The 23,940-nt window shown below is 59.3% G+C and carries 22 protein-coding genes and 1 pseudogene; 5 read left to right on the top strand and 18 right to left on the bottom strand.

The annotated features are described in order from the left end of the window. Positions 1-366: 366 nt before the first annotated feature. Positions 367-1,092, bottom strand: coding sequence for a hypothetical protein (locus NJF35_RS04755; RefSeq protein ID WP_253090737.1), 726 nt, complete (start codon positions 1,090-1,092; stop codon positions 367-369). Between the two features lie 54 nt (positions 1,093-1,146). After that, positions 1,147-1,728, bottom strand: coding sequence for a GPO family capsid scaffolding protein (locus tag NJF35_RS04750; protein ID WP_410900186.1), 582 nt, complete (start codon positions 1,726-1,728; stop codon positions 1,147-1,149). Between the two features lie 54 nt (positions 1,729-1,782). Here NJF35_RS04750 and NJF35_RS04745 point away from each other — a divergent pair, with 54 nt between their 5' ends. Together NJF35_RS04745 and NJF35_RS04740 are read left to right on the top strand one after the other, a co-directional pair. Continuing rightward, positions 1,783-2,115 (top strand): ogr/Delta-like zinc finger family protein, encoded by a 333-nt coding sequence (locus NJF35_RS04745; RefSeq protein ID WP_317235044.1) that lies wholly within the window; start codon positions 1,783-1,785, stop codon positions 2,113-2,115. Next, complete coding sequence (locus NJF35_RS04740) at positions 2,112-2,324, top strand: hypothetical protein (RefSeq protein WP_253090736.1); 213 nt, start codon at positions 2,112-2,114, stop codon at positions 2,322-2,324. Before NJF35_RS04745 ends, NJF35_RS04740 begins: the two co-directional genes overlap by 4 nt. Positions 2,325-2,753: 429 nt before the next feature. On the opposite strand, the gene NJF35_RS04735 is transcribed toward NJF35_RS04740, so the two are convergent. From NJF35_RS04735 to NJF35_RS04705, 7 genes are all read right to left on the bottom strand, one after another. After that, the gene (locus tag NJF35_RS04735) at positions 2,754-4,526 is read right to left on the bottom strand and encodes a DUF927 domain-containing protein (protein ID WP_253090735.1); all 1,773 of its coding nucleotides are present in this window, start codon (positions 4,524-4,526) and stop codon (positions 2,754-2,756) included. Beyond that, positions 4,523-5,539 (bottom strand): toprim domain-containing protein, encoded by a 1,017-nt coding sequence (locus tag NJF35_RS04730; RefSeq protein ID WP_253090734.1) that lies wholly within the window; start codon positions 5,537-5,539, stop codon positions 4,523-4,525. Before NJF35_RS04730 ends, NJF35_RS04735 begins: the two co-directional genes overlap by 4 nt. Then, the gene (locus tag NJF35_RS04725) at positions 5,536-5,778 is read right to left on the bottom strand and encodes a hypothetical protein (RefSeq protein ID WP_016715746.1); all 243 of its coding nucleotides are present in this window, start codon (positions 5,776-5,778) and stop codon (positions 5,536-5,538) included. Before NJF35_RS04725 ends, NJF35_RS04730 begins: the two co-directional genes overlap by 4 nt. Continuing rightward, positions 5,775-6,389, bottom strand: a complete 615-nt coding sequence (locus NJF35_RS04720; protein ID WP_253090733.1) for a hypothetical protein — start codon at positions 6,387-6,389, stop codon at positions 5,775-5,777. Before NJF35_RS04720 ends, NJF35_RS04725 begins: the two co-directional genes overlap by 4 nt. A 727-nt stretch (positions 6,390-7,116) precedes the next feature. Continuing rightward, entirely contained in the window at positions 7,117-7,332 is a 216-nt protein-coding gene (locus tag NJF35_RS04715) for a helix-turn-helix transcriptional regulator (protein WP_253090732.1), read from the bottom strand. 448 nt (positions 7,333-7,780) lie between these two features. Further along, positions 7,781-9,202 (bottom strand): integrase, encoded by a 1,422-nt coding sequence (locus tag NJF35_RS04710; protein WP_253090731.1) that lies wholly within the window; start codon positions 9,200-9,202, stop codon positions 7,781-7,783. 382 nt (positions 9,203-9,584) lie between these two features. After that, entirely contained in the window at positions 9,585-10,319 is a 735-nt protein-coding gene (locus NJF35_RS04705; protein ID WP_225786451.1) for a FadR/GntR family transcriptional regulator, read from the bottom strand. A 313-nt stretch (positions 10,320-10,632) separates the two neighbouring features. Between NJF35_RS04705 and NJF35_RS04700 the strand changes: the two are divergent. The 3 genes and pseudogenes from NJF35_RS04700 to gudD all read left to right on the top strand — a co-directional run. Further along, positions 10,633-10,725, top strand: a pseudogene (locus NJF35_RS04700) (5-dehydro-4-deoxyglucarate dehydratase); the annotation flags it as partial. A gap of 137 nt (positions 10,726-10,862) precedes the next feature. Next, complete coding sequence (locus tag NJF35_RS04695) at positions 10,863-12,209, top strand: MFS transporter (protein WP_225786452.1); 1,347 nt, start codon at positions 10,863-10,865, stop codon at positions 12,207-12,209. Between the two features lie 22 nt (positions 12,210-12,231). Continuing rightward, complete coding sequence (gene gudD, locus NJF35_RS04690) at positions 12,232-13,611, top strand: glucarate dehydratase (RefSeq protein ID WP_225786453.1); 1,380 nt, start codon at positions 12,232-12,234, stop codon at positions 13,609-13,611. 144 nt (positions 13,612-13,755) lie between these two features. On the opposite strand, the gene NJF35_RS04685 is transcribed toward gudD, so the two are convergent. The 9 genes from NJF35_RS04685 to NJF35_RS04645 all read right to left on the bottom strand — a co-directional run bounded on the left by NJF35_RS04685 (position 13,756) and on the right by NJF35_RS04645 (position 23,657). After that, complete coding sequence (locus NJF35_RS04685) at positions 13,756-15,009, bottom strand: OprD family porin (RefSeq protein ID WP_253090730.1); 1,254 nt, start codon at positions 15,007-15,009, stop codon at positions 13,756-13,758. Between the two features lie 252 nt (positions 15,010-15,261). Beyond that, on the bottom strand, positions 15,262-16,809 hold the full coding sequence (locus NJF35_RS04680; protein ID WP_225786455.1) for an amidase: 1,548 nt from the start codon (positions 16,807-16,809) through the stop codon (positions 15,262-15,264). 64 nt (positions 16,810-16,873) lie between these two features. Then, the gene (locus tag NJF35_RS04675) at positions 16,874-17,782 is read right to left on the bottom strand and encodes a glycine betaine ABC transporter substrate-binding protein (RefSeq protein ID WP_253090729.1); all 909 of its coding nucleotides are present in this window, start codon (positions 17,780-17,782) and stop codon (positions 16,874-16,876) included. Positions 17,783-17,815: 33 nt separating this feature from the next. After that, positions 17,816-18,478, bottom strand: a complete 663-nt coding sequence (locus tag NJF35_RS04670; RefSeq protein WP_225786457.1) for an ABC transporter permease — start codon at positions 18,476-18,478, stop codon at positions 17,816-17,818. Further along, positions 18,478-19,473, bottom strand: a complete 996-nt coding sequence (locus NJF35_RS04665; protein WP_253090728.1) for an ABC transporter ATP-binding protein — start codon at positions 19,471-19,473, stop codon at positions 18,478-18,480. The genes NJF35_RS04670 and NJF35_RS04665 overlap by 1 nt, the downstream gene beginning before the upstream one ends. Continuing rightward, on the bottom strand, positions 19,470-20,153 hold the full coding sequence (locus NJF35_RS04660) for an ABC transporter permease (protein WP_225786459.1): 684 nt from the start codon (positions 20,151-20,153) through the stop codon (positions 19,470-19,472). Before NJF35_RS04660 ends, NJF35_RS04665 begins: the two co-directional genes overlap by 4 nt. A gap of 369 nt (positions 20,154-20,522) precedes the next feature. Next, positions 20,523-21,512, bottom strand: a complete 990-nt coding sequence (locus NJF35_RS04655) for a GlxA family transcriptional regulator (RefSeq protein ID WP_225786460.1) — start codon at positions 21,510-21,512, stop codon at positions 20,523-20,525. A 254-nt stretch (positions 21,513-21,766) separates the two neighbouring features. Beyond that, a complete protein-coding gene (locus NJF35_RS04650) occupies positions 21,767-22,732 on the bottom strand; it encodes an alpha/beta hydrolase (protein ID WP_225786461.1) in 966 nt (321 codons plus the stop codon). A 25-nt stretch (positions 22,733-22,757) separates the two neighbouring features. After that, a complete protein-coding gene (locus tag NJF35_RS04645; RefSeq protein WP_253080200.1) occupies positions 22,758-23,657 on the bottom strand; it encodes an amidohydrolase family protein in 900 nt (299 codons plus the stop codon). Positions 23,658-23,940: the final 283 nt, after the last annotated feature.

Here is a 23,940-nt window from a genome sequence, read left to right as displayed (position 1 = left end):
GAATGCAAAGCCATTGCGCGTAAAACTGCCCGCCCCTGGTAGCCCACTGCGGCCATCACACCCAATGGCAATAGGGGTGAGCCCAGATTTTTTCAGAATGCGCCGCTCAATTTTGGCGCTGCCTTTTCTGATCCAACGGGCGCTGGTGAATCGGCCGTAGCCCAGTGGCGGCAAAGGTTTCAGGCTTGGTAGTAGGGTTTGAGCGGTTGCACTTAGTTGCACGTCAGAGCTTGATGCGGGGACGCAGAGTGATGAGCTTCGCTCGCTCAACGGACGCTGCGAAAAACCCGCAAAACCCACCGAGGCCGATTGCACGGCCCCGGCAGCTATCGTGCTAGTAGCTTTTCGAGCCAGGTGGAGCTAGGTTCAGGATTTGGCGTTCAGGGTCTTGAGCTTGTGCAACGTAGCGGGCGAGTTCACCGCCACCTCGTTCGAGAGTGCGCTAGGAACCGTAGCCAAGGCTGGCGGCACTCCGTCCTTCTCAGCACCGTCAAATAGCTTCTCTAACTCTTTCCCAAACTCCATCCAGACAAGTTCATTCTTCTTTGCTTCTCTTTCACGCGACCCGTTACAGTGACGCAACAAACCTTCATGTATTTTTAGGTCACGGAGGCATATTGCCCTCGACAACACGAAAATTTGCATTAACTCTTCGCGCAAACCATCACGGGCAAGCATTTTGGCAAGCTGGGCTTTCCAATACTCATTATTGAGCGTCAGAGGCTCACTTGACAACTTCATACGCGCCTCTGCCAATCGCATAATCAAATTATTCTCAAGACTGGCCCGCGCCTCAACCGTGGCACGCATGGCACTAGCTTCTTTCCTAAGCTTCTCGGCGCGCTCGATTTCTTCATTAACTTTGGTTTGGTCGATCTCCCCCGTTCCTGCAAGCCTTCTCCAGGACGCATCAGTTCGATCAGCCTGCCGTTCAAACTCAGCGGCCTTTTGTAGCAGACGCTGGTTTTCTTGCGTCACCTCAACAAGTTTATTTTGAAGATCGACGTACACAGCCTTATTAGTTTCAAAGCAAGTTAAGCGATGTTGCAGCTCAGGGGTCAAACTCTGCACATCAAAGGTTTGGATACTCATATGGTTTACCTGAATGGTTGAATTGATATTGAAAGCGCCCAGGTACGACTGTGGCTAGAGAAGTCGCTTCGTGGGCTTGGCCTTGTACTTCCCGCGCGATCTCAAAGCGCACACCTGAGCGCTTAACTCCCGCTTCACGCGCTTCAGACTTGCGGCCAGGACGTTGCTCATGGGTGCAGAACGCATCGGTATAGCTTTGGTGCGATAGGTGGCTGTATTGGCTTTCCTGGAGAAAAATAGTTCTTGCGTACCGAGACTGGTGGGCTCATCAGTCACAGAAAGGCCTGTCATATAAGCCCGACCAGATCCAGCAAAGTTTGGCGTTATCTCGACGCTAGAAAACAACTTTTCCCCGTCACGATTCAACTGGAGCAAGCGGGCATTTGGCTTCATCTGCACTTCTAATGCTACTTGGCCCTTTGCTAGTTCAGGATCATTATCAATTAAGCGCACAGAGTAAACTGTACCGTGCGCGCCATTGCCGCGCTGGTTATCGACCCAGATAACAGCGGTGTATTTAGATGGCGAATAGGTTTCGGCACAGTCACGTAAGTCCTGCGCTTTGATTTCTCGCCCGTCAGCAGTCGGCCCACTGGTGGCGACACGCTTCCAGGAAGTTACAAGTGATCTGGGCATTAAGAGCCTCACTTAGCGAAGGTAGTTAGTCTAAAATGTGCAACCGTCGCAAACATGCGCAACATGCCGCACCAACATGTTAATATTAACATACAGCTGAGGCTTATCCGTCCTTTTGAGGCGCAACGAATGCGGATTTATTGTGGATCTTGTGGAAAAAAGGCACGTATTTTTAGAGTGGAAGAAGAATCACCAACCTATGCAAAACTCTATTGCATTTGTCTTGAGCCGCACTGCGGGCACAGCTTTGTTTCAGAGTTCAGTTTTTCTCATACTCTAAAGCCTTCAAATTTAAAGACAGTAGGAAGCACAATTATTGATAGAATCTTGCAACTCACTGAAGAACAGCAAAGACAGATACTCCAGCAGTTGGACCTATTGACATGACTAGGGCCATACCTGGTGTGCTGACATTCCAGGACCTTCAGCAGGTTACAGGTTATCAACGGCGCTCCGATGTTGAGCGGTGCTTAATAGGTCAAGGGGTAAGGATATTCCGTGGTCGCTCTGGCCCCTGGACAACTATCGATCTCATCAATCAGGCGGGCGGCATCAAACCGGACAGCGATGATAAGTATGGTGCAGACGTCATTTGATGCCAGACGGCAACGGCTCAAAGCGGCTCGCCAAGGGGGTGGGGGGTCACGGTCGGCGTCTTGCCTCAACCCCACCACCTGGCGTGCAAAACACTCGCATAGGTCAAAGCTTCAGATATCTGTCAACAAAAACCACCGACACCCCCTATTTACCGCGTCTGATTTCAAAAAAACGGGGAACGCGGGATTTTCGGGAGAACCCTTCTAGAATGCGGCCTCCAGAGAATTTTTCTGTTCCCGCAATTTTTTGACCGGGAACAAAATGGGTGGGACGTACCCTATTAAACAGAGTTGTGTTCCCATGTTCCCACTCTTGTGTTTTAAATGGGAACGCCAGAAGCCCCGTATTCTCTGGCCGTTCCCGGTGTTCCCGGTGTTCCCGATCAAAAATAGCTCTGCGCCCATGTCTTGTGGGGTAGCGCGGCCGGCTTACCCCTCTTTCTCTAGCCTATCGGGGTCAATCACGTAAAAACGGGAATTCCCACCACCTGGCGTGCGTCGCTTTTTCGTCCACCGGTTGTCTTCACTATCCTTTTGCACCAAAGCGTCCACGCCGATCAAGGCGCGTACGATTCGTGCCTGGCTAAAACCTGAGGCAGCCTCTTTAAGACCTGGAGGGTTAAACAAATAGAGACGCTTATCGGATTCAACCTGGTAGTAACCAGCGCGTTCACGAACAGTGACATTGGCATGTTCTGCGCATATGTCTGAGAAACGACTATCACTGTGTAGGGCGATAAATTCGCTAATACCACTAAGTATCTGCCGATCTTCTGCACTACCGTCACCCATCGTTTGCAGCCATTCGTTGAACAGCGTTTGGCAGCCCTTGACGGCAGTCCCTTTCGGCCATTTCAGCAGTTTGCGGCGAATAGCCGATTCACCAGCCAGCGCCATGATTGCGAAGCGATCCGCTACCCGGCCTGCCTGTGAACTCTCGGTGGCAAAGGCTTCCCGTACCTGCCGGAATGCGCTGTGCAGATCTTCCGGATGCTGAATGAGCGACTCCACGAACGCCGGGCCTACGTGGCCGTAATGCTGGGTGACGGCATCGCTCACAACCCGGTGAAACTCCTGGCCCGTCAACCCATGCACGTCATCAAAAGCGCGGTGTGCGCGAGTACCCGCATTGACATCCACCATGCGCAGTTCGGCACCGGCGTGGGCGTTGCTGCCACCAATGGCGGCGTGGTCTGACAGTGAACGCTCCCCGCTGGATAGCGCCAGGACACGCCAGGTCAACTTGGCACGACCCTCTCGCTCCCTGGTCATGGTGCCCTTACCCATGCCGTTGGCGATGGCATACGCCATTTCCTGAACCCGCTTTGGGTCAGCCCGCTTGATTTCGTCCAGGATCAGGATGGTGTCATTACGCGATGCGGCCTCGATCTCGATACCGCCCTTCGATACGTCCCAGGACGCGGCGAACGCCCCAGGATTGCCCCATACGGACGCTGCGAGGAGCTGGGCAAGGGATTTACCACTCGACGAATCACCCACCAGGTGCACGCCGCCGCCATTCACCCCCACCTTGGCGAGCAAAGGGCCCGCCAGGGCACAGCAAACTGACAGGATCAACACGGGGTTGCCTACACACCGGGCGGCAATTTCGGTCTGCCAACCGTCGACGGTGCCCTTGCTGGTGAAAATGTTGGCTGCCCTGCCAGAGTCTTGGAAACGCACGTTGTCCCCGCCAATGACGCGAGACGGCAGTACAAATGCCCCCGACTCATGCCAGCCCGGCTTGCTGGTGGTAGCGATCACCAACTCAGGTGACTGGTGGCTGGCCAAGTAGGGCACGATCTGGCGGCGCTGGTGGTGCTCGATGACAAGGCCGCGACTCAGCAGCACCTTCAATACCTCATCACCCTTCCCACCCAGTGCCTCCATAGGCATGACCCATTCGATGCGCCGTCCCCGGTGAGTGAACGACAGCAAGCGGCCTATGGTGCCGTCCTCTGAATTAATCGTTTCAGCTTCTACATTCAAGGGAGCACAGATCCAGTGATCGACCGGAATGGCCTTCTCATCAGGCCCGCTTTGCTTCAATCCGTGATACCAGGTGCCGGCCTTATAGAGCTTGCCCTCCACGGTGCAAGGGTGCTCGTAAACGGCGTAGCGGGGCCGCTCCAGCTTTTCGAATGCAGGTGCTTGTGGCTCGCCCACCAGACTCAAGGTCGGGGGCTTTTCGTGTGTGCTCATGGCTTGCAGCTCTTGTTGGATTGACCCGCAAGCCAGAGGTGCAGGTCGTTAAAATCGGATAGGGCGGAGGGGGCGTTAGAGGGCCACTCAGGGAAAACCACACGAGCATCGGCAGCACGAGCGGCTTGGTTGGCAGCACGCTTTCCCGGATTACTAGCCGTGCTGCGGTCATCGTCACCGGCAATAACTAGGTCAAGCGTGGCGCCATAGCGCTCACGCATGGCCATGGCTACAGCCTTAAGGTTTCCGGCATTCATCGCACAGACCACCGGACACCCGGTGGTTTGGTGCAGCGTGGCGCCCGTGGCCCACCCCTCACACACATACAGGCGGCATCCCTCGGAGAGTTTGCCCAGTGGCGAATAGCAGCCTTGGACACGCCCACCCATCAGAAAGCGTTTGCTGCCATCCGGCGTGATGATCTGCAGGTTCACCAAGCGCCCGTTATCACAGAGCGGCACCACCAACCGCCCTTGTCCTAACTGGCGCACCAGGTGCGGTTTCACCCCCTTAGCCAGCAGGTAGGTGTGCAGTGGATCGGCGGCCTTCGCTACTTTCCAAAGCTGCGCGGCTTCACGGGCAGCCTGGAGCTGCTTTTCCTCCTGGAGCTGTTGTTCACGCAGGCGCCAAGAGGCACGCTCGCGCTCGGACACCTGTTGACGTTTCTGGAGCTGCTGAGCATCCGTAACCGTAAGCTTGAAGAGACCCAGGCCCAGGCGGTCGTCCACTTCCTTGGCCGCATCCAGTTGACCGCATCCGCGCAGATAGGCCAGCAGCGACACCAGGTCGCCGCCATGGGCAGCGCTGTCAGCAAAATCATTCCACCGGCCTGTATCGAGCGATACACCGAAGGAACCGGCTTGCCGATCCCCGCGGGCGATGTTCGCCGCCACCCACTCGCGGCCTTTACGTTTGCCTTCAGGAAGCCACTCCGCCAAAAGCACATCAGCCGCACTCAGGGCTCCGGCTGCTGCATGACGAATCAATTCAACAGGTCGCAGGTGGCTCATCATTTCTGCTCCTTTCGGAGAAACGTTGTGCCACGGACCTGGCGTAGCGCTTCTTCGGCTTGCTGCGTTGCTTGCTGCGCCAAGTCTTCCATGTCGATGAGCACGCCTTTTGTGCCGTCAGTCTTTGGAATGGTGCGATAGGCCCCATTCTTGATCTCACGACGGATCGAAGAGATGGACTGACCGGATAGCTGCGATAGCTGCTCTATCGTAAGCGGGGAGGTTTTAACGCCAATTTTCATTGAACGTCTCCCTTGCAAGCGCCCACAGCGATGAAGCGATGGTTTTTGTCCAGCTTGTAAAAAACTCCGGCCAATAAACCCTTCTCTCCTATGTAACCAACAGCGGTGCGATAGCGCTGCGCCCGACCATCCCAATATTTGAGGCGAATTTCCCCCTGCTCACCGGCACAGACCGTCCCACCCACTCCTGCGCTGGCTGTACCCTTGACTCCGGTAGAGGCGGTACCGTGATCTCCGGCATTTGCTACCCCACAGTGCCCAGCAACGGCAATACCGCAAGTAAGAACAGAGGCCACACCGCCATCACCAGCGGTGGCACGTCCCCACTCTCCAGCACTTGCCGTCCCGAACATTCCTGCCAGCGCTGAGCCCCGATCGCCCACGACTGCCATTCCGCTTTCCCCGGTCATGGCAGTGCCACTGTCCCCGCCAATTGCCGTTCCGTAGTCGCCCGCCTGGACGCTATCTTGGTCACCGACCAAGCGATATGTCCGAATGGGCTTCACATACCCGACTTGAGCGCTGTGCGCATCCAGGTTCAACACATCAAAGGCTTTTTCCAGGCAAGCCGAACCCGTCAGCGCATCACTGCGCTCTTTGAAAATGTTCATCTCAATCGTCCCGTAATGAGGGGAGGAAGATCACAGGGCTGATATGCCTGTAACCCGCCTCGCAACAGCTCGAATCAATGGCAACCAGTGCCCCAGGTGATCAATCGGCCGGATTCAGCAGCGGCGATTTGCAGCCCATGGGTGCAGGGCACTGCCCTGCCGGGGTGTGGGCGAGCAGCCCACGTTGGTAAAGAGTCGAGCGTAGCGAGCTGAGCCCCGCAGGGGCGAAGGCATCAGGGTTGTTGATTTGTTGCTTGCTCACTGCGCACCCTTGGCTTTCCAGGGTTCGAACAATGTTCATGTGGTCGTTGTAGCGCTTGAGACGTACAGAGAGAGATGAATTTGCGCGGAGAGCGCTCAAGGCCATGCGACGGTGAGCGAGTGCACGGATTGCGGGCGGAATTAGGGCGGACATAGGTGGTGCTCCGTTTGCGTCTTTGGAGCTGCCACGGATCGTCGCCAAACGATTTAGGGTGGCAGCTGTACGCGGGTTGGCGAACCGGGGCAAACGGGACCCGGCAGACCCGAGGGTCTCCCACGCACAGCCACCATAAACAGGATATGCGGGCACAAAAAAAGCGCCTGCAATCGAGATGGGGGCGCCTGTGCGCCGTTTGCTGATCGGGTCGCCAAACCCGGTCGCTGAATTGGCAGCGACAGACGAACGATAGCGGCGGACGCGTGACTTTGCAACCCTCGGTGGGGTCCCTGTGCGAATCGGCATGACTCAGCCCTTCCTGTTAGTGAGGAAGGCGTCTACGGCCTCTGCATCCCAGCGCAGGACGCGACCAGCACGGATCGGTACGGGGAAATTGTCAGCTTTCGTCCAACGCCAGAAGGTGGTGCGACTGATCTGGTAAAGGGTACATAGCTGTTCGGTGGTGGCACGGATACCAGCACGCGGAACATTCGGAGCAAGAGCATTGTCAGTAGCGGGCGTCATCGTCGATTTCTCTAAGCGCTAGGAAAAACCGAGACGGTGAGGCAAAAGAGGAAGGGCGACTGTTGCATGGCCCTACCGCTCGCACTACAGTTCCGGCTGGGCCTACAACCCAAGTCGAAATCTCTGTAACCGCTTCACCTCTCGGATTGTGTACTGGCTTTTCCGGTATGCAGAAGGGCGCTGTAACGTCCTTTCCAAATAGGCCCCGGTACGGCAAATACCGGGGCTTTTTCTTATCTACAAGTACCGGGTTTGAAGCTCTGATCTACGTTCCAGAGCGTCACGTTAGAACTCACCAGCGCACTCATGGTAGCGGGGTGTTTCAGTCGCATTCAAACTTAGAGCATTGATGGAGCACGCATTTTCGGCCCGCTGGCAGGGTTGGGAAAGTGTCGCCGAGGGATATATGGGTTATATAGGCATATATATTCCGGCATGGTTACCAGCACTACCGTTCGTCGGATTTTTTTCGTCGCTGGGTTAGAAGCACCACATTGGCAGACGACTTACCTTGAGCTAGGTCGTCCAGGTATCGCCCCCAGTGCTCCAGGGCGGCACGTTTCTCTGGCAAGTAGCTGTACCGATCATAGTGCTTTGCCTGAACTCCACTGCGACCGTGGGATAGCAACCAAGCCCGTACTTCAGTGCCGACACCCAGGTGTGCCAGCAGGGATTCAGCCGTTACGCGAACGTTCTTCCAGGTGAACGCACGGGCCTTACCGGCTGCCGAAAGTGATCGCCCAGCGTCGATAAACATCGCAGAAACAGTGTTTGGATTCGCAGACTTGCCGGGCGTCAGCGAGAAAGGGCCAGGGCCGATTCGGTCATCTAGGAGTGGTTCAAGGATCTGGCCGATTCGCTCGGTGATCGGTAGCAAATGCTCCCAAGCTTGGAGCTTGCGCCCCTTCCCGTCCATAAGGCACAGCGTGTCGTCTGTGACGGCCTCCCACGGCACAGTGCATAGCTGGGTGAGGCGTTGACCACCCAGGTAAATGGCTGCCTTGGCGATCGCCGCGTGCCTGACGGGCAGTGTGTCGAGGTGCCTCAGAAGCGCTCCCAATTCATCAGGTGTGAGCGACTCAGTATCACCGGCCCCTGTGCCTTGAGTGACAGGAATGTCCCTCAGTGGGTTGGAGCGGATCGAAAATACCTTGCCCTCATTGGCTATCCGCTCAGGAGCAAGGTGGGCTTTTGCAGCATGGCTGAAGGCGGCTTGCAGGTAGCGGCGGAGCTTGTCACACGTCGTGCGCATGCCGTTGGCCGATGTCCCTGCAGCCCTATGGCCGATCCCCCGCCCCTTGGGTTTACGACCCAGCACACCTGCCAGGATGAGCTGTATGTCCTCTGGCTCAATATCGGCAGCCGCACGGCCTACCAGTCCCGGATGGTAGTCTTTCACATGCAGCCGAAACATGTTGTCGATTTCCTTGGCGCTTACCCTGCCCTCTGCCACCATTTTGCTTACGTAGCTATCCAACAGCTCACCAAAGGTGCCGCGCCGCGCCAAAGCCTCCGCCTGGCGCTGTAGCCGAAGCCTTTCCACCTCCATCGCCGCGCTGTGCTCTGCCAACTGCTCCAGGTACTTCCCAACACCGCCTGCGGCCCCTACCTCGCCGGCCAGGCGCATAGCATCAGACCTCAGCTCATCCAATGTTCGCTCGCCTGTTCCTGGTCGTGGCTTGCGGGCTAGCGTGCCAAGCGGCAGACGCTGATCGCTGGTGGGTGTTCTCTCCCGGTAGTAGGCGTTAATGGCACCGGATGCCTTGCGCTCCAGGAGCAACGTTCCTTTGCCTCGCGAACCGACTGGCTCCGACTTCCTGGTCTTGACCGCATGAGCTTCCAGGTCGGTCAACCTTGCACGTTTTGCCATTGCCTTCCCCGTTCATTCCCCGTTTCGGACGAAAAACTAGGGTACTGACTGAAACGCCGGAAAACAAAGGAAGGGGGAAACTAGCTGTTTTTACTGGACTTTATGGAGCAGCAGGAACGGTAAGCGACACCGAGAAACGCCACCTTAGCTCGCTCATAATCCTTTGGTCCACGGTTCGAGTCCGTGTGGGCCCACCAGTCCAGAAGCCGCGCACTGCGCGGCTTTCGTCTTTTCAAAGCCAGCGATCCACCTCGCCGCCCCCCTCCTGCAAGCCCCTTTGCGTCCACAATACGTCCACACCGGCATCAAATGCGGGATATCGCCGCAGCTCCGCTAGCAAAGAAACATCACAAGACGTAAGCGCCCTGCCCATCTGCCCAGACTAACCATCCACCCCCTCGACACCAGGCACCAGCCGATCCCGGCTATTGGTGAAGTGCAAGCATATGGCCGCACGCGCGGCATCCGGATCCTGTCGGCGGATTGCATTGAGGATGGCCTCATGCTCCAGGTTGGCCAGGTATGCATGACGGGCCAGGTTCGCGCCGGAGCGCTCGACCAGGTCGAGCCTGTTGCGGGGAATCAGGGCGCTTCCCAGGTGGCTCATGAGCTCGGTGAAGTAGACATTGCCCGTGGCCTCCGCAATCAGCAGGTGAAAACGCCGGTCAGGCTCGATGCAGCTATCCCCGGCTGCCGCCAGGTCCTGATAGTCATCCAGGGCCTGGCGCATGCGTCGCAAATGATCGTCAGTGCGCCTCAGGGCTGCCAGGGCGGCGGCCTGCCCCTCCAGCCCAATGCGTAATTCCAGCACCTGGCGTACACCCGCCGCTGTCTCCACCCCCACATGGAAGCCGCTTTGCGGTTGTCGCTCGATCACGAACGTACCGATACCATGCCGCGTTTCAACAAGGCCTGAAGCCTGGAGCTTCGACAGCGCTTCGCGCACCACTGTCCGGCTCACGCCATGCTCGCGTGCGACAGCTCCCTCGGACGGCAACTTGTCTCCCGGCTGGAAAGTACCCATCAGTATGCGGCGCGTCAGGTCGGACACGAGGTCATGAGCACGTGTATGGCTTTTCTTGCGCGGGATCGGCGCAGGGGACTCTTGAAACGCCATGCTTCCTCACCTCTGGTGGCAGTTGACAGACAACCCAAGCCGTTTTCGGGAGATTTTAGCAGCGCCAAGTTGTATGACAACTAATTTTTATATCTAATTTACGACGTGTCAGAGCAACCCGACAGCAACATGAAATAGCCGGAATTGTGATCATATTCCAGCATGTTAGCCACTAAAAGCAGGTTGTATCCTGTGAATTCTTTCTCGAAAAACGCTTGTCGTACAACATTTTCGGTCCTACCATCGCCCTCGACATGTCAGACAAGCCACGCTGCCTCCTCCACAACAACATCCAAGCAGGTTGTGACCCGTCATGAATCCTCAAGAGTTGAAATCGATCCTTCCTCCTGGGCTTTCGCCCTTCCCTGTCACCGACTTCACTGCCAACGGTGATTTGAACGCTGCCCGCGACGCAGTCCGCCCGCAATAGAGCGGATGGCCTGGCGGCTCACGCCGCCTGCCCATTGCGACAAAGAACCACCAACCAGGGACGCCACCTGGCCGGTACAGCCCGCACAAAAACAATTAGTGGGAGATCAGGTCATGAACCAGATCGCAGATTCAGCCGCCGACGGCGATGTCCTCGGCCGCGCGGTAGGCAAGGTCAAACGCCATGTGCTACCGCTGTTCGTCATCATGTTCATCGTCAACTACATCGACCGGGTGAACATCGGCTTCGTTCGCACGCACATTGAAACGGACCTGGGCATCGGCGCTGCCGCCTTCGGCCTGGGCGCCGGTCTGTTCTTCATCGGCTATGCGCTTTTCGAAGTGCCGTCGAACATGCTGCTGCAACGCGTCGGCGCACGGGTGTGGCTCACTCGCATCATGCTCACCTGGGGCCTGGTCGCCAGTGCCACGGCGTTCATGCAGAACGAAACGCACTTTTACATCCTGCGATTCCTCCTGGGCGTCGCCGAGGCCGGTTTCTTCCCTGGCGTCATCTACTACTTCACCCGCTGGCTGCCCAAGGATGAACGCGGCAAAGCCATCGCCATCTTTCTCAGTGGCTCAGCAGCAGCCTCGCTGATTTCAGGCCCTCTGGCGGGCGCCTTGATGCAGATCGAGGGCCTGGGCATGCACGGCTGGCAGTGGATGCTGTTCATCGAGGGGATGGTCTCCGTCGTGCTGTGCTTCGCCGTCTGGTTCTGGCTGGACTCCACGCCCAACGACGCCAAATGGTTGACCGCAGACGAGAAGAACGCGCTCAACAGCGCCATCGAACGCGAGCAGCGCGAGCGTGAAGCGCTGAAGGGGCCAAGGCTTACCGTATGGCGCCTGCTACGCGATCCCCAGATCATCCTGTTCTGCGTGCTGTACTTCTGCATCCAGCTGACCATCTACGCGGCGACCTTCTGGCTGCCAAGCATCATCAAGAACATGGGTGGGCTCAGCGATATCCAGGTCGGTTTCTTCAACTCGATCCCCTGGCTGATCTCCATCGTCGCCATGTATGCCTTTGCCGCCTGCGCCGGTCGCTGGAGGTTCCAGCAGGCGTGGGTTGCAGCTGCGCTGCTGATCGCCGGCCTGGGGATGTTCCTCTCCACCACCGGCGGCCCGGTCTTCGCGTTCGTGGCGGTGTGCTTCGCGGCCATCGGCTTCAAGTCGGCTTCTGCGCTGTTCTGGCCAATCCCCCAGGCCTACCTGGATGCACGCATCGCCGCAGCGGTCATTGCCCTGATCAACTCCCTGGGCAACCTCGGCGGCTTCGTCGCCCCGGCGACCTTCGGCATTCTCGAAGAGCAGACCGGTTCGATCCAAGGCGGCCTCTACGGCCTGGCCTGCACCTCGCTGCTCGCTGCCCTGCTCGTCTTCTTCATCCGCACGGCCCCGAAGGGCGCGGGTGACGACAACGCCAAACATCCCTCGGCGCTGAGCCAGCCTCACTGACTTCCTGCAGGAATTGACGACCATGAACCTTCACAGCCCAACCCAGCCCTTTTTCACCCCCTCCACCCAAGTGTCCAATGGCACGCCCGTGGTCACCGAGCTACGGGTAATCCCGGTTGCAGGGCACGATGCGATGCTGCTGAATCTCAGCGGTGCCCATGGCCCGTACTTCACCCGCAATGTCGTAATCCTGCGCGACAGTGCGGGCAACACGGGTGCCGGCGAGGTGCCAGGGGGCGAGCGTATCCGCCAGACCCTGGAAGATGCCCGTAGCCTGGTCGTGGGCCAGCCGATCGGGCACTACCAGCGCGTGCTCAACGCCATGCGCCAGACGTTCGCCAGCCGGGATGCCGACGGGCGCGGCTTGCAGACCTTCGACCTGCGCATCACCGTGCACGCTGTCACCGCCATGGAGTCGGCACTGCTCGACCTGCTTGGCCAACACCTCGGTGTGCCAATGGCCGCCTTGCTCGGCGAAGGCCAGCAGCGCGACGCAGTGAAGATGCTCGGCTACCTCTTCTATGTCGGTGACCGCAACGACACCAACCTGGAATACCGCAGCGAGCCTGACGCCGACAATGACTGGTTCCGCATCCGTCATGAAAAGGCGCTGACACCTGAAGCGGTGGTACGCCTGGCAGAAGCTGCCAAGGCACGCTACGGCTTCACCGACTTCAAGCTCAAGGGCGGCGTACTGCGTGGCGAAGAAGAGATCGAAGCGGTTACCGCGCTCGCCGAGCGTTTCCCTGAAGCTCGAATCACCCTCGACCCCAATGGTGCCTGGTCGCTCAAGGAGGCCATCAGGCTGTGCCGTGACCAGCACCACGTGCTGGCTTACGCCGAAGATCCCTGTGGCGCTGAAAACGGCTACTCCGGCCGCGAGGTGATGGCCGAGTTCCGCCGCGCGACCGGCCTTGCGACGGCCACCAACATGATCGCCACCGACTGGCGCGAAATGGGGCATGCGATCCAGTTGCAGTCGGTGGATATCCCGCTTGCCGACCCGCACTTCTGGACACTGCAGGGCTCGGTCCGGGTGGCCCAGATGTGCCATGACTGGGGCCTGACCTGGGGCTCCCATTCCAACAACCACTTCGACATTTCCCTGGCCATGTTCACCCAGGTGGCAGCCGCGGCGCCGGGCGAGATCACGGCCATCGATACCCACTGGATCTGGCAGGACGGCCAACGCCTGACACGCGACCCGCTGCGGATCGTCGACGGCTTCGTCAAGGTACCGGAGCGTCCAGGCCTGGGTGTCGACATCGACGAGGACCAGTTGGCCAAGGCGAACGAACTCTATTTCCAGAAGGGCCTGGGCGCGCGGGATGACAGCATCGCCATGCAGTTCCTGGTTCCCGGCTGGCAGTTCGACAACAAGCGTCCGTGCCTGGTGCGCTAGGCGCCTGGCGGCCTGTCTTCAATGCCGTTGAGTTGTCATTTTGGGGCTGCGTAGCGGCCCCAATGGCGGTTGCATGTCTTGGCTGACCGGCGCTGGGCTTGATCCGGGATACTCGCTCGAGACGAACCGCAGCGCCTTGGCCTCTCAAAACACATCGATGGGATACTCAGTGATCACCCTGACCTGGTCCTGGGTGCCCCCCGTACTCGCATCCCCTCGGTGCCACGCCAGGCGCAGGCGCACCGAAAGATCCTTCGCCGGCCCCGACTGGACCACATACCTGGCCTCGGCATCGGTTTCGAACTCGCTGTCGTCAGAGCCGTACTTGTTGAAGTAAGCCCCCGAAGACACCTTCGTGCCGTCTATGTCCTGGCCGTTGAGGTAGCGGACCATGAACGACAACCCAGGCACGCCATAGACCACCATGTCGAGGTCATAGCGCAGTTGCCACGATTTCTCGCCCGGGCCATTGAAGTCCGAGTACTGCACCGAGTTCGGCAGGAAGATCGACCCTCCGGCCCGCCCGGTATCCCCGAAGCCCACGTAGTCGAAAGGCTGGTCGCCATGGATGCTCTGGCGCGCAAGCGTCAGGGTATGGCCTGAGTACTTGTAGGCCACCTGCATGCCGACAGCTGTCGTGTTGATGGTGCCGGCCTTGGCCTGGCCACTGTCGAGGGTTCGATAGACATTGAAGTCAAAGGTCAGGCCTTGGTTCTGCCCCAGAGGTAGCGCGTAGTTGACGTTCCCGTAGTATTGGTCCCAAACATCCTTGAAACGGCTGACGTAAAGGCTGGCCACCACGCCTTCGGCAAACCTGTACTTGCCGCCGGCATAGCTGACCGAAGGTGTGGTGACCAGGGCATAGGTGGCCCAGAGCTCACCGTCGCTGTTGGTATTGACCTGATCGGTCCCCGCCGTGAAGTGCCCGGCATCGACCAGCAACGGAGCGAAATCGTTACTCGTGAGCTGGAAGCCCGTGGCGGTCTGGGGGAACAGTCGGCTGGTGCTCTGGGCGAAGACAGGGGCCGACGGGCTCATCTCGCCATAGCGAAGCACCGTTGATTTGAAGCGGGCTTTCACGGCACCGCCGGCTCGTCCGTATTCGTCGTCCGGCCGCCCATCATCGCCGACCGGCAGATTGCCGGTGCCGGTTCGGCCACTACCGCCATCGAGTTTGAGGCCCCAATAGCCGAACAGGTCGACACCGAACCCTACCGGCCCCGGCGTGAATGCCGACTGGAAGTTGGCAAGGAATGCCTGGGTCCAGTCCACCTGATCCGAACGCTGCTCGCCTCGGCTGGTGTTGTAGTAATAGTTCTTTGCCAAGACATTCAGGCGCCCCATCTTCTCCCCAACTTCCCCTGCCTGCCCCGCCGCATTGACGGAGGGTGCGAGCATGAGCGCGCCCAGCGATATATATAAACCAATAGACTGCCTGGAGCCTGCAAGCGAACGTGCAAACCTGTTAGCCAACACCATGACCACCTCTTTCACGCTTTAATTATTATTGAACGCCAGGCAGGGAATACCCGGAGCGCTTACGCCAAGAGAATTCGATACCGAGAGAACTTGCCCCCAGGCGCTGGAACAAAAACAATCACCGCCCACCAATTGTTCCAGCCGGGTTCAATTCAAGATATTGAAAGAAACTTACCTACCCAGGAATGAATAGCCGTAGCCGACGAGCTTCGCGTCATCGCCATGGCGCCCGAGGAAGGACACCCCCACCGACACCCCACCCGTGATGGTTCCAGCCGGCACCGTGATCTCCGGAAACCCGGTGGCGGATGCGATATAGGCCGCCGCATAGGTATCGTCCGACTGGCACTCGAAGCTATCGTCCTTCTGCCCATGCACCACCGAAGCCGGGCAGTTGATGGTCGCGAACATCAAGCCATCGATGCCTGAGGCTTGCATCAGGTTTTCAAGATCCCGACGCAGGCCTGGGATCCGGTTGGACAGGATCGAGATGTACAGGGGCGTGTCAGCCTGCGAATGCCCAGCGAGCGCCTCCAGCGCCTCGAAACGCTTGGGATTCATCGGATGCCCATCGCGCTTCGACTGCTCAGGCTTTGCCCGCGCCAGGAATTGCTCCAGCGTTTTCGGCTGATCGGCCGAAAGCGTCGAGAGATAGCGCTCGAACTGCGGCTTGAACTCACTATCCCCCACAGGCCCCAGTACATCTGCCCAGAGGGTTTCATAGGCTTTCGGCAAGGTGATGCTCACAACGTTCGCGCCTTTGCCTTCGAGCCGCTGCTGGGCCTGGTGGAAAACCTGGTCGACCTGTGCATTCGCGCCTTCGAAGTTGGTCACCACACCGATGGTCTTGCCATCCAGCGCGTTGGGGCGAAGCGCTTCGACGAACCCGATGCGCTCTGCTGCGATGCCCTGGGTGGCCGCATCGTTGTCGTCCTGGCCCTTGAGCACATCGAGCACGATCGCCTGGTCAGCCACGCTTCGGGTGACCACCCCGACGGTGTCGAAGGTCAGGGACAAGGGGATGACGCCGCTGCGGCCGATCAGGCCCATGGAGGGCCGCAGCCCAACGGTGCCGGTCACGCTTGCCGGACCACGGATCGACCCGCTGGTATCCGACCCCAGCGCAAAAGGGGCGAACCGGGCCGCGACCGCGGCAGCGGAGCCGCTGCTGGAGCCAGAGGCATCGCGCTTGGTGTTCAGCGGGTTGAGCGTCTGGCCGCCCAGCGAGCTGTAGCCGAACCAGCCGAAGGAGGCGGCCAGTTCGGACATGTTCGCCTTGCCCAGCAGGATCGCCCCGCTGTCCAGCAGGCGCTGGACAGCGAAGGCGTTCCGGGAAGGAATCGAAGCGCGCAGCACATAGGCGCCACCGCTGGTCACCTGGTCGCGCGTGTCGAAGTTGTCCTTCGCCAAAAACGGTATCCCCGCAAGCGGGCCGCTGTGGTCCTGGGGGTTCCGGGCTCGCTCGACATCCCAGGCACGGGCCTGTTCGAGCGCCTTGCCGTTCACCGCGATCACCGCATTGATATGCCGGCCCTGGCGATTGTCTTTCTGGATGTTCGCCTGGAAATGGCGTACCAACTGTTCCGATGTCACCTCTCCCCTATCGAGCGCTTCACGAAGTTGGAGAAGATTCATTGAATCTATGTCTGCCGCCATCACCCGTGAACTTATCGTGGCGAACAGCAATACCGCGCCCACGGTTCTTGTTATGGAAACCATGACGAATCCTACTGGTGGTGCGAATAGATTAGGAGCGCCCGAACAGCGGGCACCTGTCGAATGATCAGTCAGCAGGGCCTGCGACAGCGGGTGCGAGCATATTGTTCTTCGACAAATATTCGCTGGCCACTTTCTCGATGGACTCCCTGCCGACATCGACGCGCGAGTTGAGCGTCGCCATGGTATCGCTGGTGAGGCTCGCGGATAACGTGTTGAGCAGCTCGGCGACGCCAGGATGGGCTTCCAGGAATTGGGTGCGGACGACCGGGGTCAAGGCATAACTTGGGAAGAATCCCTTGTCGTCCTCGAGGATCACGAAGCCGAACGCCGGAACGCGACCATCGGTGGACAACACCAAGGCCACATCGGCCTGCCCCTCACGCAGGGCCTGGTAGGTCAACCCGCCGTCCATGCGGATGATGTCGTCACGCTCGAACGTGAACGCATAGAGATCCTGAAGCGGTCGCAGACCATCAGGCCGCGAATAGAACTCCGCGTTGGAGGCGAACTTCAGGTGTTCGCCATCGTTGACCTTGGTGGCCAGGTCGCTGAGCGTGGCAATGCCTTTCGCCTTCGCCTCCTCCTCCCGCATGGCGAAGGCATAGGTATTGTTGGCCTCGGACGGCTGCAGCCAGGTCAGCTCCTTGGCAGCGTCCAGGCGCTTGACGCGCGCGTAGGTCTGCTGGGCATCGAGCCGCTCCTTGACCTTGTTGTAGATGATCAGCGACGTACCGGTGTATTCCCAGTAAATGTCGACCTGGCCATTCTCCTGTGCAGAACGCAGCACGGACGACCCCAGGTCGGGACGCTTGTCCACCTTGTACCCTTCGCTGCGCAGCAGTTGGGCGGTCATCTCGGCAATCAACTGTTGCTCGGTGAATTTCTTGCCCCCGACGACGACACTCGGCTGGGCAGCCTGGGCGGCCCCCAGCAGCGCCATCGTGAGCAGTGCGACAATGCCTCGTGCGAACATACAGCACCTATGTGTTTTGAGTTGTTATCAGGACTATCGCGCCGCAAGTCGCAAGCCACGGGAGACCGTCGCGTACTGGACGAAGCCGCAGGCCAGGTCCACTGCGATGGCCAGGCCCGCCGTCGCCACGGCACCCGCGATCATCATGGGGTAGTCGTTCAGGTCGATGCCGGTGAAGATCAGCTCGCCCAGGCCTCCCCCGCCGACCAGAAAGGCAAGCGGCGCGGTACCGACGTTGATCGCCAGCGCGGTGCGGATACCGGCGAAGATCACGTTGAGCGCATTCGGGATCTCGACCTTGAACAACGTCTCGCGCGGCGTCATGCCCATGGCTTCGGCGGCTTCGACCAGGTGACGCGGCACCGAGCGCAGGCCCTCGTAGGTGTTCACGGTGATCGGCAGCAGCGTCGCCACCCACAGCGCAAAGATGGCGGCAGGCCCGCCAACCCCCACGAAGCTCATGGCCAAGGCAAGCAGCGCGAGCTTCGGGATCGCCTGGCCGACGTTGAGCACCTGCATGACAGCCAGGGCATACTTCTGGTTGCCCGTGCGACTCATCCAGATGCCCACCGGCAGCGCCACGATCAACGCCAGTGCACTGCTCACCGCGACGATGTGCATGTGCTGGAAGGAGAGGTAGATGATTTCGCTCCAGTAGCCCTGGAGCCATTCCCAGAGGTTGGCCACGCCGTTCATCAGTGCACCACCGTCGTCGTGTTCTCGACCAGGCGGGCAAGGATGTCTTGCTGGTGCACGAACCCGACCAGCTTGCCGTTCTTGTCGTTGCACACAGCCCAGTCACGCCCCTGCCCCAGCAATTGCGACAGCACCTGGCGCAGATCGTCCGTGTGCTGCACGACCAGGGGCGCGAACGAGGCCGCGCCATTGCCCCCGACGATCTGCATCTGCTCCTGGGGCGGCGTCTGCCGCGCGATATCGCCGGCACGCAAGAGCCTCAGGCGTTTCATGATGCGATCGCCGCCCATGAAGTTGGCGACGAATTCGCTGGCGGGGCGGGCCAGCAGATCATCGGGCGTGCCGAACTGCTCCACCTTGCCCGCATTGAACAGCGCCACGCAGTCGGCCATCTTCACCGCTTCGTCGATGTCATGGCTGACGAACAGGACGGTCTTGCCGACCTGGCGCTGGATGCGCATGAACTCGTCCTGGATGATGTCCCGGTTGATCGGGTCGATCGCACCGAAAGGCTCGTCCATCAGCATCACGGGTGGGTCGGCGGCCAGCGCACGGGCGACACCGACACGCTGCTGCTGCCCGCCGGACAGTTCGCAAGGGAAGCGTTTGGAAAACTTCGAAGGCTCCAGCGCCACCACCTCCAGCAACTCCGCGGCACGCTTGCGGCTCTTGGCCTTGTCCCAGCCGAGCAGATCGGGCACTACGCAGATGTTGTCCTCGACAGTCATGTTGGGGAACAGGCCCACTTGCTGGATCACATAGCCGATCGATCGACGCAGGGTCACGGTATCCAGCTCTGCCGTGTCACGCCCGCCAATGAGGATTCGCCCGGAAGTCGGCGGGATCAAGCGGTTGATCATCTTCAGCGTGGTGGTCTTTCCACACCCCGAAGGACCGAGAAGCACGCAGATCTTGCCCCCTTCCACGGTAAAGGAAACATCTTCCACAGCCGTGATAGAGCCGAACTTTTTATTCAAATTATTAATCTGGATCACGTTGTAGCTTCCTTCATGCTGGGGTTATTCATCTTGATAACCCCTTTTGGGGTCAACGCACGCTGCAGGACGGACAGGGCATAATCAGCGGCCACCGCGATGATGCTGATCAAGATGGCCCCGGCCAGCAGTTGGCGCGTATCGGTCTGGGAGATGCCGCGCACGATCAGGCTGCCCAACCCGCCTGCGCCGATATAGGCGGCGATGGCCGCGATGCCGATATTGATCACGGTCGCCACACGCACCCCGGCCATGATCAAGGGCGTTGCCAACGGCAGTTCGACTTTCCAGAGCCGCTGCCAGGAAGACATGCCCATGCCCCGGGCCGCCTCGCGCAGGGCCGGGTCGACGTTGGAGATCGCCGTATGGGTATTGCGGATGATCGGAAGTTGCGAATAAAGAAAGAGCGCAATGATTGCCGGAACGACGCCGATCCCCTGGCCAATCAAGGAAAGGACAGGGATCATGAGGCCAAACAGTGCGGCGGAGGGGATCGTCATGAGCATGGCGGCAAACGACAAGACCCAACGGCTTGCACGAGGATGCTGGGAGATGAAGATACCCACCGGCACACCCGTCAAGATAGCCAGCCCGACAGCGACGAACACAATGAAGAGATGTTGCCCCAACAACTGGGCGACAAGCCCTGAATTGGAAAGAATGAAACTTAGCGTTTCCATTTTTGTTATGCCTATCTCCGCAAGGTTCTTGTGATTTCCGGGTCATCGGGAGCGGATGCCGGATTTATGACGACCTTACCCCGCTCCCTTCTCCCGGCTGAGCTTCAGGTTCGACGACCTTTATCAAAAAATCGACATGACCCATGCCGCGCATATCCCTTGCGAAAGCCACGGGCTGATACTCGGCAGACCACCGTACAAATCTTCTAAAAGCGCGTTTCGAAAGGCCGGCCATATATAAGGAAACAGCACCCGAAGCCCAGGTCGGTTAGTTACTAAGCCACCTATTTATGTCGGACCATGCCGTGTCCCCGAGGCCGCCAAAAGCCGGGCGCGGACATATCCCATCGCGGTACATCCTGCCGGCGCCTATGCCTGGCCCATATCAAACTTTCGCCGCTCCTCACCCGGGCTGCAGCCCCACGCCTTGCGATAGGCACTGCCCAAATGAGAGGCAGAGACGAACCCGCACGAGTAGGCGATCGAGGCAATGGACTTGGTGCTTTCCCTCAGCATCCGCCGCGCCTCGGCCAGGCGCAGCTCCAGGTAGAATCGCTGGGGCGTCATGCCGAAATGCTGGTGCCACAAGCGTTCGAGCTGACGCTGGGAGAGATTGCACACCTGCGCCACTTGCTCGATGCTGATGACGTGCTCGAAGTTGTCCTCCATCTGCGCGATGGCCGCTGTGATGCGTCTATCGTGCACACCGAATCGCCATTGGATGGACATCCGCTGTTGTTCTTCCGGCCCTCGGATCCTGGCATGCAGGAACTGCTCAGCCACCGCGGCGGCAAGCTTGCCACCATAGTCGACGGAGATCTGCGCCAGCATCAGGTCGATGGCCGCCGTGCCGCCGGCACAGGTCCAGCGATTGTCATGGTTGACGTAGAGTTCGCGCGTCACCTCGATGGTGGGAAACTCTTCGGCGAACTGGTTGATCGACTCCCAGTGCAGCGTGCACTTCTTCCCTTCCAGCAAGCCCGCCCGTGCAAGGATGAACGTGCCGGTGCTGAAGGCTCCCACGGTCTTGCCCTTGGCGACGGAGCGGTGCAGGAACCTGATCATCTTCGGTGGGCGCTGATGCTCGATATCCAGGCTCGCCAGCACGAATACCCGATCGAGCTCAGGCGCCTCTTCGAGCGACTGGGTATTGATCTCCACGCCACTGCTGGAGCTGACGGTACCGCCGGCCTCCGATAACAAGCTCCATTGATAGAGCGTTTTTCCGGCGAGGCGATTGGCAGCCCGCAGCGGCTCGCTGGCGCCAGCCAGGGCCATCATGGAGAACTGGGGAAGGATGAGCAGCCCGATTCGCTTGGGGGCTTCACCTTGCACGTTGGCGGTGGATGAGCTGAGCATACCTTTCCTCGATATTTCTCAGGGGCGAGAGACACGAGTCATAGGCATACCACATTACGACATGCTGGCGGAGCAGGCGGGGCCCGCGCGCAGACTCTGCGACGACGATCGCAGCGCGACACAAGCGGCGACCGATCTGGCGTCCCGGCCATCGGTGGCCAAGCGCGTCGGGAGGGTACAGCGAGGGGGGTGGCGAGACAAGGTCTGCGACTGGAAGGCCCGACGTGCGGGCCCGCCAGCTTGCATGCTGCGACTCAGGCGTACCGACGGACCGCCTCGTCGATCTTCTCGATGATGGCCTGGAACACCGGGTGGTCCGCCTGGTTCTGCTGGCCATGTTGCATGTCAGCCAGCAAGAACACACCTTCACCGGCGTCCCCCGGGTACAGGCGGAACAGACGCTCGGACTCGGCCGGCATGTGCAGGCTGTTCTTGGCACCGTGGATGATCAAGGCCGGCGGGAAGCCCGTTGCCCCTTCGATGGCCTGCTCTGGATCGAACGCCACATAGGAGGTGTACGACTTGGCGGTTACGTGGCTGCAGCCCGGCCAACGGTCGGCGCCACCGGCTTCGGTGTAGGCGCCCAGTTGTTCATCCACGTATTGCTGGGTGGCCGGATCGAGCGGGTAGTAACCCAGGCGGGTCGCCTCGGTGCCGGTGTCGAACGGCGGGATGGGCGCATCGCCATCGAGTTCGCGAATCGCGGCATCAGCGGCCTTGGCATCGGCGCGCAGCGATTGCAGGTCCTGGATGCGGGTGTAGCTCATCGGCACCCAGAACTTGATCTGCTCCTTGCCAGCCTTGGCCAGCTCGGCCACCGCGGCAAGGCTGGCCACCGAGCCCATTGCCCAGGAAGCGACCACCGGCATCTCGCCGAAGGCCTCACGCGCCCAGGCCACGGCGCCCAGCACCTCGTCCTTCTGGTCTTCCAGGCTCACGTTGGTCACGGTGATGTCGCCGACCTGATGGGTGTTACGGACCTGCTTGTTGGAGAAGAATCCGGCAACATCGTAGGTCATGACACGGTAGCCACGGGCAGCCAATGCGCGGCCGAACAGCTGGCCGTACATCGAGACACCGCCGGTGAAGCCAGAGTTGAAGACGACGGGCGGAAGATCGCTTGCCTGTTCGGGCTGGAATACCGCCCCTTTCAGGCGCACGCTGTGGCCAGCGTAGTCAACGTCGAATTCAATTTCCTGCATCGAGACTTTATTGTTCATATTTCGTCCTGCCTAGCACTCTGGCTTAATCAAAGTTGAATATTTCTGCTGCTGCACCACTGAGAATCTGTCCGGCCGGTATTGCGCATTTAACCGACAGCCGCTCGGCCAGATCCTGAACAAACCCGAACGCCCCGGCGGTATCGAAACTGCGCGCAAAATCACTCCCATCGCTATCAGCACCAACATGCGGCGCATCCGTGGCTTCGAGAATCAACTTGCCTGCCCCCAGTTCCGAAATCAGGCGACTTGCAAACGGAAGCACTTTTTCAACGTCGGTAGACGTTCGATAGCCGGGGCCCTTGAACCAGACATTTCCTCTTTCCCGCGCTTCTCGCAGCAGGGAAACATAGGCTTCTTCTTCCGCGCCCCGTGAAGCATGGCAACTGCCGAGGTGGTCGATCATCACCCGCACATGCCGCGGTATCTGCCTGAGGACGCGAAGGTTGGTCTCGGCTTCCTGGGCATAGACATGGACGTGCTGGTGATCGCGCAGACGGTCGTACAATGCATTCCAGGCCGTATCGCTGTAGGCACCGTTCCGAACCGAGCCGGGTTTCGCGTCATGCAGCACGATCCTGATTCCCGCCACTTGCGGATGAGCCAGGCGGGCTTGCGTCGCATAGGCAGGATCGGCCTTGATCGTGCCGACCAGGCGTATGCCGGAATACGTGGCCGGGTCACGGGCCTGTAAATCCTTGAGTTCTTCGAACGAAGCGAAGACGTTTTCCGAATCGGGAAGAATGCTCAGGTGAACATTGTTCAAGAATCGCGGGAGCACATTGTTTTTTGAAAGCTGCGCCAAGTAGTCCGTTAGCGAATGAGGCTTCGGCAGCGTATAGGGAAGTTTTCCGGCGACTTTTTCAAGGTCCGCTTCTGTATAGAAATGAACATGGCTATCGATCATTGCTCTTTCGTTGTGCATGGCCAACTTCCCGCTGTGTTGGGCAAAACGATAAACGCAAATGTCAGGCGACCACTCCCGCGAACCCGACGTGTCGTATCATTTTTTCGCCATCGGGGCGGCTTTCTGATGGTGGATGATGGGCCAGCCGGTGGTTAGGTCTTTGCGAGAGTGCTCCTACCTTTTTCACAGGCAAGACGGGCTGCGTCCTTTAAAGCTGCGAACCACCCAGATTTCTCCTACAAGATGCAGCTGATCCAGACTTTGTAGAAAGCACCACTTCCAGCATTATTAGGCACTTGAT

It is taken from the genome of Pseudomonas guariconensis (assembly GCF_024127895.1).
GTDB lineage: Bacteria > Pseudomonadota > Gammaproteobacteria > Pseudomonadales > Pseudomonadaceae > Aquipseudomonas > Aquipseudomonas guariconensis_B.
This window is presented reverse-complemented; position numbering and strand designations above follow the sequence as displayed.

Bases quoted from the DNA above. Each gene is read 5' to 3' on its own strand.
- gudD (WP_225786453.1), top strand. From the start codon at position 12,232: ATGAACCTTCACAGCCCAACCCAGCCCTTTTTCACCCCCTCCACCCAA.
- NJF35_RS04655 (WP_225786460.1), bottom strand. From the start codon at position 21,512: ATGCTCAGCTCATCCACCGCCAACGTGCAAGGTGAAGCCCCCAAGCGA.
- NJF35_RS04725 (WP_016715746.1), bottom strand. From the start codon at position 5,778: ATGAAAATTGGCGTTAAAACCTCCCCGCTTACGATAGAGCAGCTATCG.
- NJF35_RS04720 (WP_253090733.1), bottom strand. From the start codon at position 6,389: ATGAACATTTTCAAAGAGCGCAGTGATGCGCTGACGGGTTCGGCTTGC.
- NJF35_RS04695 (WP_225786452.1), top strand. From the start codon at position 10,863: ATGAACCAGATCGCAGATTCAGCCGCCGACGGCGATGTCCTCGGCCGC.
- NJF35_RS04715 (WP_253090732.1), bottom strand. From the start codon at position 7,332: ATGACGCCCGCTACTGACAATGCTCTTGCTCCGAATGTTCCGCGTGCT.
- NJF35_RS04750 (WP_410900186.1), bottom strand. From the start codon at position 1,728: ATGCCCAGATCACTTGTAACTTCCTGGAAGCGTGTCGCCACCAGTGGG.
- NJF35_RS04730 (WP_253090734.1), bottom strand. From the start codon at position 5,539: ATGATGAGCCACCTGCGACCTGTTGAATTGATTCGTCATGCAGCAGCC.
- NJF35_RS04755 (WP_253090737.1), bottom strand. From the start codon at position 1,092: ATGAGTATCCAAACCTTTGATGTGCAGAGTTTGACCCCTGAGCTGCAA.
- NJF35_RS04735 (WP_253090735.1), bottom strand. From the start codon at position 4,526: ATGAGCACACACGAAAAGCCCCCGACCTTGAGTCTGGTGGGCGAGCCA.
- NJF35_RS04705 (WP_225786451.1), bottom strand. From the start codon at position 10,319: ATGGCGTTTCAAGAGTCCCCTGCGCCGATCCCGCGCAAGAAAAGCCAT.
- NJF35_RS04745 (WP_317235044.1), top strand. From the start codon at position 1,783: ATGCGCAACATGCCGCACCAACATGTTAATATTAACATACAGCTGAGG.
- NJF35_RS04675 (WP_253090729.1), bottom strand. From the start codon at position 17,782: ATGTTCGCACGAGGCATTGTCGCACTGCTCACGATGGCGCTGCTGGGG.
- NJF35_RS04645 (WP_253080200.1), bottom strand. From the start codon at position 23,657: ATGCACAACGAAAGAGCAATGATCGATAGCCATGTTCATTTCTATACA.
- NJF35_RS04680 (WP_225786455.1), bottom strand. From the start codon at position 16,809: ATGGTTTCCATAACAAGAACCGTGGGCGCGGTATTGCTGTTCGCCACG.
- NJF35_RS04660 (WP_225786459.1), bottom strand. From the start codon at position 20,153: ATGGAAACGCTAAGTTTCATTCTTTCCAATTCAGGGCTTGTCGCCCAG.
- NJF35_RS04685 (WP_253090730.1), bottom strand. From the start codon at position 15,009: ATGCTCGCACCCTCCGTCAATGCGGCGGGGCAGGCAGGGGAAGTTGGG.
- NJF35_RS04650 (WP_225786461.1), bottom strand. From the start codon at position 22,732: ATGAACAATAAAGTCTCGATGCAGGAAATTGAATTCGACGTTGACTAC.
- NJF35_RS04670 (WP_225786457.1), bottom strand. From the start codon at position 18,478: ATGAACGGCGTGGCCAACCTCTGGGAATGGCTCCAGGGCTACTGGAGC.
- NJF35_RS04710 (WP_253090731.1), bottom strand. From the start codon at position 9,202: ATGGCAAAACGTGCAAGGTTGACCGACCTGGAAGCTCATGCGGTCAAG.
- NJF35_RS04740 (WP_253090736.1), top strand. From the start codon at position 2,112: ATGACTAGGGCCATACCTGGTGTGCTGACATTCCAGGACCTTCAGCAG.